General features: G+C 64.8%; 15 protein-coding genes. 10 read left to right on the top strand and 5 right to left on the bottom strand.

Annotated features, from left to right (window positions below):
• Window positions 1–6: 6 nt before the first annotated feature.
• The 3 genes from PQR08_RS13880 to PQR08_RS13870 all read right to left on the bottom strand — a co-directional run bounded on the left by PQR08_RS13880 (window position 7) and on the right by PQR08_RS13870 (window position 4,874).
• Complete coding sequence (locus PQR08_RS13880; protein WP_035499403.1) at window positions 7–1,209, bottom strand: cation:proton antiporter; 1,203 nt, start codon at window positions 1,207–1,209, stop codon at window positions 7–9.
• Window positions 1,210–2,030: 821 nt separating this feature from the next.
• Window positions 2,031–3,833 carry an FAD-dependent 5-carboxymethylaminomethyl-2-thiouridine(34) oxidoreductase MnmC1 gene (gene mnmC1 / locus PQR08_RS13875; protein ID WP_408161505.1) on the bottom strand — a complete coding sequence of 601 codons (1,803 nt, stop codon included), beginning with the start codon at window positions 3,831–3,833 and terminating at the stop codon, window positions 2,031–2,033.
• Window positions 3,834–3,851: 18 nt separating this feature from the next.
• Window positions 3,852–4,874, bottom strand: coding sequence for a VTT domain-containing protein (locus PQR08_RS13870; protein WP_408161503.1), 1,023 nt, complete (start codon window positions 4,872–4,874; stop codon window positions 3,852–3,854).
• Window positions 4,875–5,171: 297 nt separating this feature from the next.
• On the opposite strand from PQR08_RS13870, the gene PQR08_RS13865 reads away from it, so the two are divergent.
• Window positions 5,172–5,450: an HU family DNA-binding protein gene (locus PQR08_RS13865; protein WP_008352404.1), complete on the top strand. Its 279-nt coding sequence runs from the start codon at window positions 5,172–5,174 to the stop codon at window positions 5,448–5,450.
• A gap of 110 nt (window positions 5,451–5,560) precedes the next feature.
• Here PQR08_RS13865 and PQR08_RS13860 read toward each other — a convergent pair whose 3' ends face one another.
• Entirely contained in the window at window positions 5,561–6,829 is a 1,269-nt protein-coding gene (locus PQR08_RS13860; protein ID WP_408161501.1) for a GTP-binding protein, read from the bottom strand.
• Window positions 6,830–6,967: 138 nt separating this feature from the next.
• Complete coding sequence (locus PQR08_RS13855; protein ID WP_035499410.1) at window positions 6,968–7,411, bottom strand: lytic transglycosylase domain-containing protein; 444 nt, start codon at window positions 7,409–7,411, stop codon at window positions 6,968–6,970.
• A gap of 603 nt (window positions 7,412–8,014) precedes the next feature.
• On the opposite strand from PQR08_RS13855, the gene gspD reads away from it, so the two are divergent.
• The 9 genes from gspD (at window position 8,015) to gspK (ending at window position 16,820) form a co-directional block, all read left to right on the top strand.
• On the top strand, window positions 8,015–10,417 hold the full coding sequence (gene gspD, locus PQR08_RS13850; RefSeq protein WP_238285985.1) for a type II secretion system secretin GspD: 2,403 nt from the start codon (window positions 8,015–8,017) through the stop codon (window positions 10,415–10,417).
• Window positions 10,414–11,901, top strand: a complete 1,488-nt coding sequence (gspE, locus tag PQR08_RS13845; protein ID WP_035499413.1) for a type II secretion system ATPase GspE — start codon at window positions 10,414–10,416, stop codon at window positions 11,899–11,901. Before gspD ends, gspE begins: the two co-directional genes overlap by 4 nt.
• A 4-nt stretch (window positions 11,902–11,905) precedes the next feature.
• Entirely contained in the window at window positions 11,906–13,123 is a 1,218-nt protein-coding gene (gene gspF, locus PQR08_RS13840) for a type II secretion system inner membrane protein GspF (RefSeq protein ID WP_035499414.1), read from the top strand.
• The gene (locus tag PQR08_RS13835) at window positions 13,123–13,536 is read left to right on the top strand and encodes a general secretion pathway protein GspC (RefSeq protein ID WP_187608113.1); all 414 of its coding nucleotides are present in this window, start codon (window positions 13,123–13,125) and stop codon (window positions 13,534–13,536) included. The genes gspF and PQR08_RS13835 overlap by 1 nt, the downstream gene beginning before the upstream one ends.
• Before the next feature lie 157 nt (window positions 13,537–13,693).
• Window positions 13,694–14,164, top strand: coding sequence for a type II secretion system major pseudopilin GspG (gspG, locus tag PQR08_RS13830; RefSeq protein ID WP_035499417.1), 471 nt, complete (start codon window positions 13,694–13,696; stop codon window positions 14,162–14,164).
• Between the two features lie 29 nt (window positions 14,165–14,193).
• Window positions 14,194–14,667 carry a GspH/FimT family pseudopilin gene (locus tag PQR08_RS13825; RefSeq protein WP_408161497.1) on the top strand — a complete coding sequence of 158 codons (474 nt, stop codon included), beginning with the start codon at window positions 14,194–14,196 and terminating at the stop codon, window positions 14,665–14,667.
• Window positions 14,667–15,053 (top strand): type II secretion system minor pseudopilin GspI, encoded by a 387-nt coding sequence (gene gspI / locus PQR08_RS13820; RefSeq protein ID WP_408161495.1) that lies wholly within the window; start codon window positions 14,667–14,669, stop codon window positions 15,051–15,053. The genes PQR08_RS13825 and gspI overlap by 1 nt, the downstream gene beginning before the upstream one ends.
• Window positions 15,031–15,705: a PulJ/GspJ family protein gene (locus PQR08_RS13815; RefSeq protein WP_187608116.1), complete on the top strand. Its 675-nt coding sequence runs from the start codon at window positions 15,031–15,033 to the stop codon at window positions 15,703–15,705. Before gspI ends, PQR08_RS13815 begins: the two co-directional genes overlap by 23 nt.
• Window positions 15,702–16,820 (top strand): type II secretion system minor pseudopilin GspK, encoded by a 1,119-nt coding sequence (gene gspK, locus PQR08_RS13810; RefSeq protein ID WP_187608117.1) that lies wholly within the window; start codon window positions 15,702–15,704, stop codon window positions 16,818–16,820. Before PQR08_RS13815 ends, gspK begins: the two co-directional genes overlap by 4 nt.
• Window positions 16,821–16,828: the final 8 nt, after the last annotated feature.

Raw genomic sequence — 16,828 nt, 5'->3', positions numbered from 1 at the left:
GCGCGATCACTCGCGCCGCTCGCCGACTGCCGACAGGCTACGGTACACCACGAAAGGCGAGACGATCTGCAGCACGACGATAGAGCACATGATGATCGCGCGCAGCGTCGGATCGTAGTCCGGATAGAGCACGTACATGTCGTCGACGAGCACGTACGCGAGCGCCGACATCGGCGTCAGCGCGACGCCGAGCGCCGCGCCTTGCTTCCAGTCGAGTCCGCTCGGCTTCGCGAAAATCAGCACGCCGACGAGCTTGCCGACGAAGCGCGCGACGATCAGCCCGAGCGCCGCGACGCCGCCGAGCGCGATATCGCGCCAGTGGAACGACGTCAGCGTCAGCGCAAAAAGAATGACGGTGAGCAGCCATCCAGCGGAGCCGAAATGCGACGGCCAGAGTTGCGGCCGCTCGTCAGCATTCTTCACGATGATGCCCGCGGCGAGCAGCGCGAGAATCGTCGATAGCTTGAAGATGTGCGCGACCGCGATCGCCAGCAGCACGAGCCCGAAGAGCGCGACGAACGAATGCTCGTCGTTGGCGGGCAGACGCCGCACCAGCATATTGCAGGCACGCGCGAGCAGGAACGCGAGCACGAGCGAGCCGATCAGAAGATAGAGCGGCTGCAGGATCGTCGCGAGCGCATTGCCGTAGATTTCCTGATGCAGCACGCCGGCCGCGAGCTTCTCCACGATCACCGCGTACATGCTGTTCAGCGCGGTCAGCGTCAAGAGACGTTGCGTGACCTGGCCTTCGGCGCGCAGTTCGGTCTTCAGCTGAATGACCATCGCGGGCGACGTGGCCATCGCGATGGCCGCGACCACGACCGATGGCATCGTCGGCACGTTGAGCAGCGTCAGCGCGATCAGCACGAGGCCGAACGTGAGCGTCGACTCGGCGATGCTCGACAGAATCAGATACGGATTGCGGCGGATCCAGCGCAGATCGAGCCGGCCGCCCAGTTCGAAGAGCAGCAGCCCGAGCGCGACATCGAGCAGCGGCCGCGACAGGCCGCCCGCGCTCGAGTCGATCACGCCGAGACCCGCGTTGCCCGCGATCAGCCCGATCACCGCGAAACCGGTGATGCGCGGCAGCCGCCACGCACGCCATAAAAGCTCTCCGGCGAGTCCCGCCGTAATGAGCGCGAGACCGGCCCAGAAAATGGCATCGGGTTCGAGCGGCCAGACGGGCAAAAATGAAAATGCCGAATTCATCGTATTGGCTTCTCCTTCGTAGCTGCAGCAGAGCGTGCACGTTCCGTTGCGTGACTCGCATCGACGGCGCGCGCTCGCGGGCGAGGCGCATCCGCCCGGCTATGCGAGCGTTGGTTCATTCAGGCGAAACGAAATGCGAACGAACACGGCGTCACGGTCGGGCCGTGCACGGATTAGACGACGCGTTCGGCTGGCTGCGATGCGCCTTGCACGCGCCCAATGTCGCACCGGAGATCTCGGATCCGTGTGACACGGGCAACACATGCGGCGCCTGCTCGAATGCCGGGCCGAACACAGCAAACGACGGCGCGGCTTCGTTGATCAGATTCTTGGCGCGCAACCATCGTTCCATTGAAGCGGTCGCCGTCCGAACGGCGCGACGCAGGAAGAAGCGCGATTGTGCCATACCTCGGTTCCCCTGACAGAAAGTCCAAGCTCATGATTCTTATGAAGTAAAAGCGACTGCCTGTTCTCGTCCCGGCTGGAAAGGCTGACCGGTTGCTGCTTGCATGGCGTTCGGACTTTTCGTTTACGCCCGACCGACGGCCCCGCCGTCAGGTGTTTACAGGTTTACTGTATATAAACGTAGTAGTAGTTAACAAGAGGTCGCCGCTTCTGTGGATAACATCGGTTTCGTCTTTTCATTCAATCAATTGGACAAAGCAGAAGCGGGCCGTAAACATGTTGGCGCTACGCGGTCAACCCGGAACAACTTCTGGGCGCGTAAACGTGACGGCGCAGTTGTCCCGTTTACGTGCACATCGCGTTCACAAGAGTTTCACCTGCAATTCGACGGGTTATCCACAGCGCGCCGAGAACAACTATGTCGAGCCGATTTCTCCATGACGAAGTGCCCTGAGCAAAAATCGGGCGGGGTCGATGGCGTCGGCGAGTTCGCGTTCGATGAGCCACGGTTCTCCTTCGACCTGCGACGCGATCAGTTCGGCCGCGAGCGTCGCCCAGACGAGCCCGCGCGAGCCGAATGCGAATGCGCCGTATAGACCCGGCATACGTGGCAGATCAAGCGGCCACGCGCCCGAAAGCCGATGCGCATCGCGGCGCGCGGCGCTCTCATCGGCGAGCTGGCCGATCATCGGCATGCGGTCGCTCGTCACGCAGCGGAACGCGACGCGGCCCGCGCGGATTTCTCCCGGCGCGCGCGCGAGATCCGGCAACATGCCCGCGACGCGCTCGATGTTCTCCCGATGCCCGGCGTCGCGGATGTCGCGGTCGGGATCGTCGATGTCATAGGTCGCACCGATGAGCGCGCCGTCCGCGCCAAGCGGCACCGCGTAGCCTTCTCCAACGACCGGCGCGCGCAGGGCATCGAGCGCGGATGAATCGAGCACGGTGAGCTGACCGCGCACGTTGCGTGTCGGCGCACCGTATAGACCAGCGAGACGCGCGGCATCGTGCGCGTTCGCGAGCACCATCACCGGCGCGCTGGCGATCTTGCCGCCGCTCGAATCGAACGCGGTCCAGACGTCGCCATCGTGCGCGATGCGCGTCACTTCGGTCTTCATGCGCGACGTGATCCGGGCCGCGCCGTCGGCGAGTTGCGCGGCGCAAACGGCCGCGGGCGAGATCGCACCGCCGCGCGGAAAGAACCAGCCGCCGCGTGCGACATCGACGCCAGCGATGCGCGATGCCTCGTCGCGCGTCATCGGCTGCACGTAGTCGGTTGGATACGCGAAGCGCGCGATGGCGCCGGCGAGCGCATCGGCGTCCTCGGGCGTATCGGCGATCTGAAGCAGGCCCGCGTCGCTGCGCATCAAGTCGTGACTGGCATCTTCGAGCGCGTGCCATCGGCGCAATGCGTAGAGAAAGCCCGCGCGCGTGAGGCGAGCGGCGACGCTGTCGTCGCGCCAGACGATAGGATGAAACACGCCGGCCGGATTGCCCGATGCATCGCGCGCGGGCAACGCGTGACGATCGATCAGCGTGACCTGCCAGCCGCGACCGGCGAGCCGCGCGCTCACCGCGCAGCCCGCGAGTCCCGCGCCGATGACGATAGCCTCGCGCGTCTTCGCGTCGCAAGGAAGCGGCGGTTCGTGACGGCGCACGCGCCAACGCGGCGCGAAGCGTGCGATGAGCGGCGTGTCCGTCGCCGCCGACAGGCACTCGAAGCCCGACGATTCCAGCGCGCGGCGCAACGACACATCAAGCGGCCCGGATGCGTTCGCGGACACTGTCGCGCCGTCGCCGGCGAAACGCGCTAGCGTTTTGCACAGCTTGCGCGGATCGTCGGTTGCTTCGAGATGGAATGCATCGGCGCGCAACCAGAGTTTCGACAGCATCTCGTGCGCGTCATCGCCGATGGCGAGCGTCAGCACCACGCGTCCTTCGTCGAACTCCAGCCGATGCACGCCCGGCACGCGCATCGGCCACGCACGCGCGAGCTCGGTTGCGAGCGGCGATGCGTCATCGGTCGAAGGCGGATCGTCCAGCGCGGTCAGCGTTGCAGTGGCCACGACGTGCAGCCGGTCGCAACGTTCATCGTCGTCGCGCCAGCGTTGCCAAAGAGGAAGGAAGGCGCTGAACGTCGTATCGACAAAGGTGAAGACGCGCGTGCGCCGCCAGCGCGCGGGGAGATCGTGCGGCGCGAAAAGCAGGGATTCGGTCATGCGATAGGGAAAGACAAATCAGGCGGAAGACGACTTGGCGATGACTCGCGCCGCGCCATTCACCGCGTCTTCGATCATCAACGGTTCGAGCGCGTAGCCCGCCGCTCGCCATGCGGCGAGTCCGCCGAGCAGCGGCGCGACATCGTGGAAGCCATGCGCGACCAGCTCCTTGGCGGCGAGCGCCGCGGACACTTCGCTCGGACAGTCGCAGTACGTCACGAGCTTGCGGTCGCGGGCGATGCCGGCGAGTTGCGTGGCGGCGTCGTCGTGGAGGAGCAGCGCGCCGGGAATCGCGAACGGGTCCATCGCGCGTCGTTCGCGGCGGCGCACGTCGATGACGAGCGGCGGCGGTTCGCCATCGAGCAGCGCGCGCAGCATCGCGATATCGATGCGGGCCATGCGCAGCCTGCGCAACAGCGACACGCGCTGCCACCAGCGCACGGCGAGATAGAGCGCGAGCGCGACGACCGCGAGCACGATCACGCCGCGCCCGAACAGGTCGAGCCAGGCGAGCGCGCGATCGACGAGATCGGCGAAGATCGCGCCGAATGCGACGCCGATGCCGGACCACAGCAGCGCGCCGAGCGCGTCATAAAAGAGAAAGCTGCCAAGGCCGATGCCGGTCGCGCCCGCGACGGGAATCGCGAGCGTCGACAAGCCGGGAATGAATTTCGACAACGCGAGGATGCGCACGCCGAAGCGCCCGAAGAAGTCGAGGCTGCGGTTCACGCAGGTATCGCGCGAGATCGAGACCTTGCACATGAAGGCGAGCACGCGGCTGCCGTAGCGCCGTCCGAGCCAGAACCAGAGCGTGTCGCCGATGAGCGCGGCAATGCTCGCCGTGACGACGATCGCCGCGAGCGGCTCCCACGCACCCGACGCGAAGCCCGAAACCGCACCCGATGCGAAGCTCGCGGAGACCGTGATCGCACCCGTCAAAACCAATGTGGGCAAGGCTGGGAGCGGCAGGCCGAGGCATTCGAGCAGAACGTTGGCAAAAACCAACGGCAGGCCGTATTCGATGATCAGCTCGCGTAGCATGGATCGGACCCAGTTGTTCTGCGCTGAAAAAACCGCCGGGAGCCCAAAAAATATAAGGGTAAATCTTTGAAACCCTTATCCTGATTGGGTTTGCGCTGCGCTATCATACCAAGCGCCGCGTATAGAGGCGGCGTGAAGGCGACGAAGTGGAGCAATGCCGGTGAGATGGCGCGTAACAACGCCGATTCGTCGGGCGGGCGCGCCAGAAGGCCGTCCCTACTCGACTGCACGGTTTGCGCACGTATAATCGGCGCGTTCGCGCTGTTCGTGTCAACCTAAACTGATAAAGGAACCTTAATGAACAAACAGGAATTGATCGACGCCGTAGCCGCTCAGACCGGCGCCAGCAAGGCTCAAACCGGCGAAACGCTGGACACGTTGCTCGAAGTGATCAAGAAGGCTGTCTCGAAAGGTGACGCAGTGCAGTTGATCGGCTTCGGCAGCTTCGGCTCGGGAAAGCGCGCAGCGCGCACCGGCCGCAATCCGAAGACTGGCGAGTCCATCAAGATTCCGGCCGCAAAGACGGTCAAGTTTACGGCTGGCAAGGCATTCAAGGACGCAGTGAACAAGCGGTAAGCTTCTTGCCGATTGTGCGGCTACTCGAATCGAAGTAGCCCGATATACATAACCCGCCATTGGCGGGTTTTTTTTCGGCTGTGTGTTTCGCTTTCGAACCGGTCACGCCTTCAGTGCCGATGATCGTCGCAATCGCAATCGGGACCATGATCGTGATCGTGGTCATGGTCATGATCGTGTTCTTCGACTTCCCACGCGGGGAACGGATCGGCGAAGCGTTGCCAGCGATCGAGGCCGAGCGTCCATTCGTCGTCGGTCAGAAGACATGCGTCGAACTTGTCCTGCCATGCGGTCCGATCGAGATGCTCGCCGATCAGCACCAGTTCCTGCCGACGGTCACCGATGCTGTTGTCATCCGGATCGCCATACCATTCCGCGACGATCTCCGCTTCGAGTTCGGGGTCGTCGGTCGGCCATTCGCTGCGATCTTGCGCCGCCCACCAGAGTCCCGCCGGACCATGCCGGACCGTGCCGCCCGCTTGCGATAGCGAACCGCCGACATCGCTGCGCGTCGCGAGCCAGAAGAAGCCTTTCGCGCGCAGGACGCCGGGCCATTCCTGATGCAGGAGGTTCCACAAGCGTTCGGGATGAAACGGCCGGCGCGCGCGATACACGAAATGGCCGGCGCCGGATGCATCGGCTTCGTCGCTCGCAGCATGCTCGCCGTTGAGAATCGCGAGCCAGCCGGGCGCGCTCGCGGTCGCATCGAAATCGAAGCGGCCGGTGTTCAGCACATCGCCGGAAGGCACTTTGCCCGATTGCACCCGCACCTGGAGCGCGCGCGGATTGAGACCATGCAGGATGCGCGCGATCCGTTCCACTTCGTCCGCACTGGCGAGATCGATCTTGTTGATGACGATGACATCGCAGAACTCGATCTGTTCGATGAGCGTTTCGACGACTGTCTGATCGTCTTCGTCGTCGTGGCCTTGTTGCGCAAGACCGCGCTCGGCGAGCGAACCCGAAGAGGCATAGTCGCGCAGGAAGCTCGCGGCATCGATCACGGTGACGAAAGTGTCGAGATGCGCGCGGCCTGCGAGCGTCGCGTCGTCGTCATCGCCGAACGCGAGATGCTCGGCGATCGTCATGGGATGAGCGACGCCCGGCAACTCGACGACGATCGCATCGAAGCGCTGCTGTTCCGCGATCCAGGTGATCGCGCTTTCGAGCGCTTCCATCGACTGGTCGCCGAGCGTCAGGACGAGGCAGCCGTTGGGCAGTTCGGTGGTTTCGCGATCCGCTGCGGACGCGGCCTTGCCGCATGTCACGGCGCCGATGCGGATGTCGTCGGCGTTGGCGAGCAGGGCATCGACGAGCGTGGTCTTACCCGCGCCGGTGAATCCCGATAGCACGGTAATGGGCAATGGCGTCTGGTTCATCGCAGTGGAAGCGTGGCGGGAAATGGAGCGCGCGAGCGCGAGCCCGCGCTGCCGTTAGAACGGCGCGGGCGATCGAATAGGGGATTTTGCATCAAATGCGCGCGGGACGCGGCGCGCATGCGACGAGTGCGCCTGAGCTCAGCGCGTGGCCTGGAGCAGTTTCCAGCGGCGCAGGATCTCGATGATCTGTGCCGAGTACTTGTCGCGGAGCGCAGGTGTTTCGGAATGGTAAGCGCCGACTGCCTGCCACGAATTGCCGTACTTGTTCATTTTCTGGCGCAGATGCCAGGCCGCGACGTACACGCTCTTGCACGGCTCCATGAGCGTGCCGCTCGAAATACCGTACTGCGCCAGCGTATTGAGATGGATCGAGTTGATCTGCATCAGCCCGTAATCGGTCGAGCCATTGGCGTTCTTGTTGATGGCGTCGGGCTTGTTGTGCGATTCCTGCCATGCGATCGCGCGCAGGATGAGCGGATTGACCTTCTGGTACTTCGCTGCTTCGTCGAAGCAGTCTGCGTGCGCGGAGGCGGCCGCTGTGAGCGGCACGCATATCGCAAGTAGTCGCAGTGTTCTCTTCATCTTCCTTCTACTCCATCCGCCCATGCGGAACGTCATGCCGCCGTTGCGGCGCCTTGGCGCCAACGCCAACAAATCAACGCCCGCGGCCGGACTGCATGGGGAAAACCCGCCCATTTTGCAATCGCCCGGAATGCGGAACCGACCGTATCATACCGGCTGACGAATCAGACCATAAGTTGGCTATCAGACATACGCCTCGCTGACCGACGGAAGTCCTCATACACAAGAACGCCCCCGACCTGTCAATCGGACGTGTTCTAAATGTATGAATAATAAGACTTCTGGACGGGGTACAATTCGACTCCCGCGCGCATCGGCCGACCTTTGGAACCGCTCCGAGTACGGTCTATCGGCAAGTTATTCGAAAGCTTGAGAGCGCTGGATTGGTATCGAACGAAACAGCAAGGGCGACCTGATGTGGAACGAATTGGCACAATTTCGTTACATTATGCTGTTATCGTCATATTTTTTAAAATGATCGCGAGGGGGCGGAACTGTTCGTCCCACGCCGCGATAAGCAGCGCTCTCGGCTGAGGAGCGGTGCTGCCTTAGCCGGCTCCCCAGAGACCCGGCTCTGACATCACATTCATGAGAAGACAACCTATGGCACTGCGTCGTATCGCGACGGCACTGCTGGCGGCGGGACTTATCGTCGCGCAAGCCGCGCACGCGCAAGTGACGTTGAATTTCGTCAATGCGGACATCGACCAGGTCGCGAAAGCGATCGGCGCCGCTACCGGCAAAACGATCATCGTCGATCCCCGCGTGAAGGGGCAACTCAACCTGGTCTCGGAGAATTCGGTTCCCGAGGATCAGGCGCTGAAGACGCTCCAGTCGTCGCTGCGCATGCAGGGCTTCGCGCTCGTGCAGGATCACGGCGTCCTGAAAGTCGTGCCCGAAGCCGACGCCAAGCTGCAGGGCGTGCCCACGTATGTCGGCAATGCGCCGGCCGCGCGCGGCGATCAGGTGATCACGCAGGTCTTTCAGTTGCGTAACGAATCGGCGAACAATCTCTTGCCGGTGCTGCGCCCGCTGATCTCGCCGAACAACACCATCGCGGCCTATCCGGCGAACAACACGCTCGTCGTCACCGATTACGCCGACAACGTGCGCCGCATCGCGGGCATTATCGCGGGCGTCGATACGGCGGCGGGCCGCTCCGTCGATGTCGTGACGCTGAAGAACGCGAACGCCATCGACGTCGCCGAGCAGATGAACAAGCTGCTCGATCCCGGCGCGGTCGGCAGCACGGACGCCACGCTCAAAGTCACGGTCACGCCGGACGCGCGCACCAACTCGCTGATGTTCCGCGCGTCCAGCGCCTCGCGCCTCGCCGCGGCGAAGCAACTCGCGCAGAAGCTCGATTCGCCCACCTCGCAGCCGGGCAACATGCACGTCGTCGCGCTGCGCAATGCCGACGCCACGCGCCTCGCCAAGACGCTGCGCGGGATGATGGGCAAGGGCAACAACAATTCGGACAATACATCGGGTTCCGGCTCGAACTCGAATTCGTTCGGCCAGAGCGGCAGCGGACTCGGCAGTTCGTCGATGTCTACCGGCACGTCCGGCACGCCGCCTCTGCCGGGCGGTCTCGGCGGCAGCACGGGCAGCAGCAACAATCCGATGTCGGGCGGCACCGGCAACCGCGACTCGAGCTTCTCGTCGAACAAGGACAGCGAGTCCGGCAACGACCAGGGCGGCGGCATGATCCAGGCCGATGCCGCGACGAACTCGCTGATCATCACGGCGGCCGACCCGGTTTACCGGAATCTGCGCGCCGTGATCGACCAGCTCGACGCGCGCCGCGCGCAGGTGTATATCGAGGCGCTGATCGTCGAATTGTCCGCGACCTCGGGCGCGAACCTCGGCATTCAGTGGCAGGGCGCGCTGCTTTCCAACAGCGGCAACAACGCGCTTTACGGGAGCACGAGCTTCGGCCAGGGCAACACGAATATCGTCGATCTGACCTTGCAGGGCAACGCGATCGCGCAGAATCCGTCCGCGCTCACATCGGCGACGGGCCTGCTCGCGCAGGGCGTGAACATCGGGCTGCTGCACCGTTTCGGCAATCTGTTCGGTCTGGGCGGACTGTTGCAGGCGCTGTCGACATCGGCGGATGCGAACATCCTCTCGACGCCTAACCTGATCACGCTCGACAACGAGGAAGCGAAGATCGTCGTCGGCCAGAACGTGCCGGTCGTGACGGGCTCCTACGCGACGCCGACCGCGAACGCCGCGACCTCGGTCACCGCATTCAACACGTTCGACCGGCGCGATGTCGGCGTGACGCTGCACGTGAAGCCGCAGATCACCGACGGCGGCGTGCTCAAGATGCAGATCTATCAGGAAGATTCGAGCGTCGATACCACGACGAAGAACGATCCGGGCGGCGTGACCATCAACACGCGCTCGGTGCAGTCGACCATCCTCGCGGATGACGGCGAGATCGTCGTGCTCGGCGGCCTGATGCAGGATCAGTACAACAACAACAACAGCAAGATTCCGCTGCTCGGCGACATTCCGTTCATCGGCAGCCTGTTCAGAAGCGAAAGCAAGACGCGCACGAAGACCAACCTGATGGTGTTTCTGCGCCCGGTGATCGTGCGCGATCAGGCGACCTCCACGCAGATCGCCAACACGCGCTATGACTATCTGCGTCAGCAGCAGTACGGCTCGACGACGGACAACCGTCTCATCAAGGATCAGAATGTGCCGGTGATGCCGCCGAAGCCGCTCGGTCCGAGCGAGGGCGGCGGCGCGCCGGCCCAGAATCTGCTGGACTGGAGCAACACGACGCGCGGCCCCGGACCGAGCACGACGCTGCCGCAGAATCCGGACGCAGGTCCGGCGCCGCAGCCGATGCAGTCCGCGCCGCAATCGACGATGCCGCCGCAGAGCTATCCGCTTCCCGCGAACGGCGCGACCAACGCGATGCCGGGCAACGCGGCGACCAACACCCTGCCGGGTAACGCCGCGACGAACGGCCAACAGGGAGTCCGGCCGTGAGCACGGTCAACGGTGCAGTCGAGAGCGCGAGCAGCGCGGCGTCGCCGCTGGCGGCCCGGCTCGTGCCCTACGGCTTCGCGCGCAGCGGGCAGATTCTGCTCGCGCACCAGCACGCGGACAGCATCGAGGTATGGATCAGCGAGCGCACCACCGACGCGGCGCTCGCCGAAGTCGCGCGCAATTTCGGCGCGCTGTCGATCGTGCGCAAGCCCGCCGCTGAACTCGCCGCGGCGATCAATTCGGCCTACGCCCGCAACGACGGCAGCGCGGCGCAAGTGGTCGGCGAAGTGGAAGGCGAAGTCGATCTGTCTCGCCTGATGCAGGACATTCCCGAAGTCGAGGATCTGCTCGAATCGGAAGACGACGCGCCGATCATCCGCATGATCAACGCGCTGCTCACGCAGGCGGCGCGCGAGCAGGCATCGGATATTCATATCGAGCCGTTCGAGAACGCGTCGGTCGTGCGCTTTCGCGTCGATGGCACGTTGCGCGATGTCGTGCGCCCGAAGAAAGCGCTGCACGGCGCGCTGATCTCGCGTATCAAGATCATGGCGCAGCTCGATATCGCCGAAAAACGCCTGCCGCAGGACGGCCGTATCACGTTGCGCGTGGGCGGACGTCCGGTCGATGTGCGCGTTTCCACACTGCCGACCGGCCACGGCGAGCGCGCGGTGCTGCGTCTCCTGGAAAAGGACGCACAGCGCCTGAATCTCGAAACGCTCGGCATGGCGCGCGACACGCTCGTCCACTTCGACAAGCTGATCGGCCGCCCGCACGGCATCGTGCTCGTGACCGGTCCGACCGGCTCCGGCAAGACGACCACGCTCTATGCGTCGATGTCGCGTCTGGAAACCACGACCACCAACATCATGACGGTGGAAGATCCGATCGAATACGACTTGTCGGGGATCGGGCAAACGCAGGTGAACGAGCGCATCGGCATGACGTTCGCGCGCGCGTTGCGTTCGATTCTTCGTCAGGATCCGGACATCATCATGATCGGTGAAATCCGCGATCTCGAAACCGCGCAGATCGCGGTGCAGGCATCGCTCACCGGTCACCTGGTGCTCGCGACGCTGCACACGAACGATGCCGCATCCGCCGTCACGCGTCTCACCGACATGGGCGTGGAGCCGTATCTGCTCGCGTCGTCCCTGCTCGGCGTGCTCGCGCAGCGTCTCCTGCGCCAGCTCTGCCCGGTGTGCAAGGAAGAGCGCGTCGAGGAAGACGGCACGAAGCGTTACCATCCGGTCGGCTGCGAGCGATGCGGCCAGTCGGGTTATGTCGGCCGTCGCGGCGTGTATGAACTGCTTCTGATCGACGACGCGATCCGCCCGCTCATCCATCGAAACGCGGCGGATGCCGAGATTCTCGAAGCGGGCCGCAAGCAGGGCATGCGCACGCTGCGCGAGGACGGCGAGCGCTGGCTCGCTGCCGGCGTGACGTCGCTGGAAGAAGTGCTGCGCGTGACGGGCGGAGAGTAAAGGTATGCCGGCTTTTCGTTTCGAAGCGATCGACCACGCGGGCAAGACGCAGAAAGGCGTGCTCGATGCCGACAGCGCCCGCGCCGCGCGCAGCCAGTTGCGCACGCAGGGGCTGACACCGCTCGTCGTCGAGGCGGCGGGCACGCGCACGCGCGGCGAGCGTCAGCAGCGGCTGTCGCTCGGGCGGCGTCTGTCGCAGCGCGAGCAGGCGATTCTCACGCGCCAGCTCGCGAGTCTTCTGATCGCGGGTCTGCCGCTCGGCGAAACGCTCGCGGTGCTGACGGAGCAGTCCGAACGCGATTACATCCGCGAACTGATGGCCGCGATCCGCGCCGAAGTGCTCGGCGGCCATTCCTTCGCCAACGCGCTCGCGCAGCATCCGAAGGACTTTCCGGAGATCTATCGCGCGCTCGTTGCGGCGGGCGAGCATACCGGCAAGCTCGGCCTCGTGCTGTCGCGTCTCGCCGACTACATCGAACAACGTAACGCGCTGAAGCAGAAGATCATTCTGGCGTTCACGTATCCGGGCATCGTGACGCTCATCGCGTTCGGCATCGTCACGTTCCTGCTGAGCTATGTCGTGCCGCAGGTCGTGAACGTGTTCGCGAGCACGAAGCAGGCGCTGCCTTTCCTGACCGTCATGATGATGGCGCTCTCGTCCTTCGTCCGGAGTTACTGGTGGGCGATGCTGATCGGCGTCGTGATTTTCGCGTGGCTCGTGAAGACCATCCTCGCGCGGCCCGGGCCGCGCATGTCGTTCGACCGGTGGCTGCTCGGCGCGCCGCTCATCGGCAAGCTGGTGCGCGGCTACAACACGGTGCGCTTCGCCAGCACGCTCGCGATCCTGACCGCTGCCGGCGTGCCGATCCTGCGCGCGCTGCAGGCTGCCGGCGAAACGCTCAGCAACACGGCGATGCGCGAGAACGTCGACGACGCGATCGTGCGCGTGCGCGAAGGCTCGTCGCTGTCGCGCGCGCTCGGCAACACGAAGACGTTTCCGCCCGTGCTGGTTCACCTGATCCGCTCGGGGGAAGCGACCGGCGACGTCACCACGATGCTCGATCGCGCATCCGAAGGCGAAGCGCGCGAGCTCGAACGGCGCACGATGTTCCTCACGAGCCTGCTCGAACCGCTGCTGATTCTCGCGATGGGCGGCGTGGTGCTGGTGATCGTGCTCGCGGTAATGTTGCCGATCATCGAACTGAATAATCTGGTGCAGTGATGAACGCCCTTCAAACTCGCTTACTGACACTCGCCGCGCTCGCGCTCTTTTGCGTGACGGTGACGTACTGGGTCGTCACGCTGACCGCGCGGCAGACCGCGCCGCTGCCCGCCGCGGCCGCGACGCGCACGCCGTCGGTGGAACAGGCCGCGACCATTTTCGGCGGACGGCTTGAGCGTCAGGCCAATTCGGACGTGCATCTGTTCGGCATTCTCGCGTTGCAGGGCGGCGCGGCGGCCATCGTGAGCTACGGCGGCGAAGCGGCGAAGGCCGTGTCGCTGGGCGGGCCGCTCACGCAGGGCGTGAAGCTCTCGGAGGTGCGCGCGCGTTCGATCATCATCGAGCGCAACGGCGTGAAATCGGAGATCTTCCTGCCGCAGAATCCGCCCGGACCGACGATCTGGGTGCGCTGAGCGTGACGCGATGCCTCGCACGGGCATGAAGCACGCGACGAAAGCGGATCGATAGAATGACCGGCGGCTTCCGAAAGACAGGAAGCCGCACGATTTTTCCAATCATCACCGGGCATGAGGCCCGGAAACGATATTTTCAATTCAAGAGGTAGCAGTCATGCAATTGTGGACACAACGCCGCATGCGAATTCAACAGGCTCAGGCGCAAGGACGCCGTCAGCGCGGTTTCACGCTGATCGAAATCATGGTCGTGATCGCGATTCTCGGCATTCTCGCCGCGCTGATCGTGCCGAAGATCATGAGCCGCCCGGACGAGGCGCGCCGCGTCGCCGCGAAGCAGGACATCGGCACCATCATGCAGGCGATGAAGCTGTATCGCCTCGATAACGGCCGCTATCCGACGCAGGAGCAGGGTTTGCGCGCGCTCGTCGAAAAGCCGACGACCGAACCCGTGCCGAACAACTGGAAGGACGGCGGCTATCTCGAACGCCTGCCGGCGGATCCGTGGGGCGCGCAGTATCAATATCTGAATCCGGGCGTGCACGGCGAAGTCGACGTGTTCAGCTACGGCGCGGACAACAAGGCGGGCGGCGAAGGCAACGATGCCGATGTCGGCTCGTGGCAATGACCATCGCACGATAGACGAAGGACAGCGGCGTGAACAGGCACCGACATACGCGACGCAACGCGGGCTTCACGCTGCTCGAAATGCTCGTCGTGCTGGTGATCGCGGGCTTGCTGGTGTCGCTCGCGTCGCTGCAACTGACGCGCAACCCGCGCACCGATCTCAATGAGGAAGCGCAACGTCTCGCGCTGCTGTTCGAATCGGCGGGCGACGAGGCGCAGGTGCGCGCGCGGCCGATCGCGTGGCAGCCGCTCGACGGCGGGTTTCGCTTCGACATCCGCACGGAAGACGGCTGGCGACCATTGCGCGACGACCTCCTGCGCCAGCGCCGCTGGGAAGGCGGCGTGACCGGCGTGTCGATCCAGTTCCTCGACTCGGACAAGATGGTGAGCCGGCTCGTGTTCGGCACCGAAGCCATCGACGCGCCGATGGAAATCACGCTGTTTTCGGCCGTGGGCCGCGTGACCATCGTCGGGAGCGGCAACGGCCGCTATCAGGTGCGGTGATGCGTGAACGTCGACTTCAGCGCGGCTTCACGATGATCGAAGTGCTCGTCGCACTGGCGATCATCGCGGTGGCGCTCGCCGCCTCGGTGCGCGCGGTCGGCTCGCTCGCGACGGGCGAAGCGGACCTGCATCGGCGGCTGCTCGCGGGCTGGAGCGCGGACAACGAACTCGCGCAACTGCGGCTCTCACGGCAGTTTCCGCCGATCGGCTCGCGCACCTTCGACTGCTCGCAGGGCAATCTGAAGCTCGTATGCACGCAGCGCGTGAGCCAGACGCCGAACCCGATTTTCCGGCGCGTCGAGATGTTCGTCTCGACGCCGGGCCGCTCCGGCAATCTGGCGCAAATGGTCACGGTGGTGGCGAATGAAACGAACCGCTCGCTCTGACCGCCGCGCCACGCAGCGCGGCTTCACGCTGCTGGAGATGCTGATCGCCATCGCGATTCTCGCGGTGCTCGCGGTGTTGTCGTGGCGCGGGCTCGACTCGGTGATCCGCGGCCGCGCGACGATCGAGAACGCGATGGAAGACGAGCGCGTCGTCGCGCAGTTGTTCGACCAGATGCGCATCGACGCGCGCCAGGCCGCCACCGACGACGAAGCCGGCCAGCCCGCCGTGCAGGTCGGCAACGGCTCGCTGCAGATCGTGCGCGGCGTGTTCGCGCCGGGCACGCCGCCGCGGCTTCAGGTGGTGCGCTACCGGCTGTCGAACGGGCGCATCGTGCGCTTTGCGTCGCCGCCGCTTTCGAATGTCGGCGAAGTGCGGCGCGCGTTGTCGTCGGGCGATACGGGCGACGGCTGGAGCTCGATTCCGCTGATGGGCGGCGTGGCCTCGCTCGCGACGCGTGTCTATATCCCGGAAAAAGGCTGGTCGACGCGCATGAGCGACGTGCTCGCGCAGATCAACCAGAACGACAACAACCTGAAGGTGCCGCAACTCGGCAACGCGCCGCTCGCGCGCGCGGTGTCGGGCATTCAGATCGCGGTCGGCGCGCGCACGCTCGCGACGCCGCTCACGCGCGTGTTTCTGGTCGGAGAATGAGCATGCGCGCCCAGAACCCGAAAAGGCAACGCGGCGTCGCGATCATCAGCGCGCTTCTGGTCGTATCGCTCGCGGCGATTCTCGTGTCGGGCATGCTGTGGCGTCAGCAGGTGCAGATTCGCCGCATCGAGAATCAGCGGCTGCTCGCGCAGGCGCAGTGGATTTCGCGCAGTGCGCTCGACTGGACGCGCCTCATCCTGCGCTCGGAAGCCGATACCTCGCCGACGGTCACGTACCTCGGCGGCGTGTGGGGCGTGCCGATCGCGAAGACGAAGCTGTCGGATTTCCTCGGGCAGATCGGCGAAGTGCGCGCGCAGCAGGGCGCATCGACGTATCTGTCCGGCTCGATCGAGGACGCGCAGGCGAAGTTCAACCTGCGCAATCTGGTCAGTACGCCGACGCCCGGCGTGCTGACCATCAACGTCGCGCAGATTCAGGCGTTCCAGCGGCTGCTCACGATGCTCGGCATCAACGGCTCGCTCGCGAAGACGGTCGCACTGCAGATGCGCGCGGGCCTCGCGCGTTCCGCGACGCGCTTTCAGACGCAGACGGGCGCGAGCGCGACCATGGCGACCGGCGCGAACAACGAAGCGACGACGCTCGCGGCGATCGCGCAGGGCGGCGGCACGGGCGGCGGCAATTTCACCGACGATCCCGGCCTGAAGGACGCGGACAGCAACGCGCCCGTCGCGCCTTTGCAGATGATCACCGTCGATTCGCTGCTCGACGTGCCGGGCTTTTCGCCGGAAGCGGTCGCGAAGCTGCGCCCGTTCGTGACCGTCCTGCCGACGACGACCGCCGTGAACATGAACACCGCGCCCGCCGAAGTGATCGCGGCCGTGGTGCCGGGGATGAATCTGTCGCAGGCGCAGGCGTTCGTCGCGCGCCGGGAGACGGTGTTCTTCCACGATGTCGGCAACGTGCAGCTCGCGCTGACGGGCGCGGGCGTCAAGACGGTGACGATCGATCCGAACGAGATGGACGTCACCACGAAGTATTTCGTGATCCGCGGAAGCGTCGAACATGAGCGCGCGCAACTGGAGCGCACGACGCTCGTGTATCGCGATCCGACGACGCATACGACGCGCATCGTCTACACGCGCGACGCACTGTAAAGACGTGC

Source organism: Caballeronia jiangsuensis (assembly GCF_046030135.1).
In the GTDB taxonomy this organism is placed as follows: domain Bacteria; phylum Pseudomonadota; class Gammaproteobacteria; order Burkholderiales; family Burkholderiaceae; genus Caballeronia; species Caballeronia jiangsuensis.
This window is presented reverse-complemented; position numbering and strand designations above follow the sequence as displayed.